This is a genomic window from Aquitalea sp. ASV11 (genome assembly GCF_016429185.1).
In the GTDB taxonomy this organism is placed as follows: Bacteria; Pseudomonadota; Gammaproteobacteria; order Burkholderiales; family Chromobacteriaceae; genus Aquitalea; species Aquitalea pelogenes.
This window is the reverse complement of sequence record NZ_JAELUD010000136.1, coordinates 1-1,947: the sequence shown is the minus strand read 5'-3', so window position 1 is coordinate 1,947 and position 1,947 is coordinate 1. Positions and strand designations below refer to the sequence as shown.

The following is a 1,947-nucleotide window of genomic DNA, read 5'->3' as shown; positions in this document are numbered from 1 at the left end:
GTGCAGTGGAAACCCTGGCGGCGGCGCAAAAGCGCGAATCGTTCGAAGGCGAAAAACGCGCCAAGCTGGCTTCCGGTGTGCTGGGCCTGGACATGTACGCAATGCGCGAGCCGCTGGCCAAGGCTGGTCTGCGTTATATCGACTGACGTTTGCTGGCGTAAACGTCACTCTCTGCGTTGGCCACCCTGAGGGGTGGCCTTTTTTTGGCTTACGCAGGGGATATCTATTTGTGAAAGTGTGTTACTTCAGTTGTGGGAATAACGCCCGGCATTTTTTATTGCTATCAGGGCCATTAAAAATCACTTGTTTCCAGTGTGTGGTTTCAAATACGCCAGGGTAGGCACCTTTCTTGCAAGAGATGGCACTGGATTTTAATGCAAGATATTTTCCATCCGGTGAGAAAAACGCCTTGTCATTATGTCCTGCAAAAAGAGAGCGATCCAGATCTATATTGGAATTTCTATCAGGTGAGAAAAATTGTTTGTAATTTATTTTTAATGGATCAGGAAGAGTGCCATATTCATTTATTGCCTTATTAATAATTACACCGGCCATGTAGCTGGATTTACTTTTTTTTCGTACCGCATGCCAAAAATCGGGTTGATATATAGCAAAATTAAATTGCGCGCACTGTTGACGTCCATTAGTATTGCGGATTGTAATGAGCTGGAAATTTCTTGGAAATCAACGTTATTTTTGTCGCAGTTTTCAAGATCGGAAATTTTTATAAAGCCATTTCCATCTAGAATTAGAAATTTTGAGTCGGATGAGATGGATGCTGATGTATGTCCAATCCAATATGGAAATTTTATTTGACATGTGTTTTCTTTGTAAATAATTTCCATTTCTTGGATATTTTCATTTTGTACGGTAACGCTTTGTACTTTGATGTTTGGTTCTGTGTTTAAAATTATTGTGGTCTTGGCAGGTGATGGAGTTGATAAGCTGAAAAGTATTATAAGTTGGATTGCCAAGCTGCTAATTTTTTGAGTACGTATCACTTAACACTCTCCTTGGTGGTAAAGTGAAATAGGCTGGTGTGTTATCTGGATTTGTATTGTTCTGAATCGCTATTGAGGTGCCATGAATAAGTTCAATTTTTAATATGCGATTTTACAAACTGATAGGCCATGTTGCAGTAAATCAGCATGATATTGCTATTGAATTTCTTGTAAAAGTGATTTTTCACGCTGCATGGCTTGGTTTTTGAATTTGCTTTTACTTCAATTGTGGAAATAATGCCCGGCATTTTTTATTGCTATCAGGGCCATTAAAAATCACTTGTTTCCAGTGTGTGGTTTCAAATACGCCAGGGTAGGCGCCTTTCTTGCAAGAGATGGCGCTGGATTTTAATGCGAGATATTTTCCATCCGGTGAGAAAAAAGCCTTGTCAGTGCTAAGGGCATTGATAAATGAATGTTTATCTAATTCTATCGAGTCTGTGCGATTTTCATTGTAAAATGGTTTCTTTTTAATTGAAATAATTTTGGATAGATTTTTCATGTCTACCAGTGCGGCCATGAACGTAAATTTGTCATTTCTTTCAGGTGCATATGGCCACCCAAATAAAGGGTCCACATATAAAACTATTAGATTGTTTTGCTCGTTGATGTCTTCAATATTATAATAATCAGGATTGATATTTAATTGACCGATTGTGTCAGTGTTTAAATTGCAAGATTTGATATCTCTCCAATTTAAAAATAGCTTATTATTTAAAATAACAAATTTTTTGTCGGATGATATTTTTGCGGAGGTCAAAAATATTGTCTTGGGGAGTGTGCAAACATTTCCATTGTAAATGATATTCAGATTGACATCTTCTCCGGAAGATAACTCAGTTTTTTTTAAAACCAAAGCATCTAAACCATCAATCGAAATGGTTGCCGCATGAGAACTATTAGCCATAGTGCAATATATTATTAATAAAGAAAATCTGTTACTTAT

The 1,947-nt window shown here is 37.5% G+C and carries 3 protein-coding genes; all 3 read right to left on the bottom strand.

What is annotated here, in order from left to right; translation table 11 throughout:
- Window positions 1-240: 240 nt before the first annotated feature.
- Window positions 241-555 (bottom strand): hypothetical protein, encoded by a 315-nt coding sequence (locus JHD62_RS21250; RefSeq protein ID WP_199104556.1) that lies wholly within the window; start codon window positions 553-555, stop codon window positions 241-243.
- Window positions 543-1,001, bottom strand: a complete 459-nt coding sequence (locus tag JHD62_RS21245; protein ID WP_199104555.1) for a hypothetical protein — start codon at window positions 999-1,001, stop codon at window positions 543-545. Before JHD62_RS21245 ends, JHD62_RS21250 begins: the two co-directional genes overlap by 13 nt.
- A 217-nt stretch (window positions 1,002-1,218) precedes the next feature.
- Window positions 1,219-1,947: hypothetical protein (locus tag JHD62_RS21240; RefSeq protein WP_233161148.1), on the bottom strand; the 729-nt coding region annotated here is incomplete at its 5' end.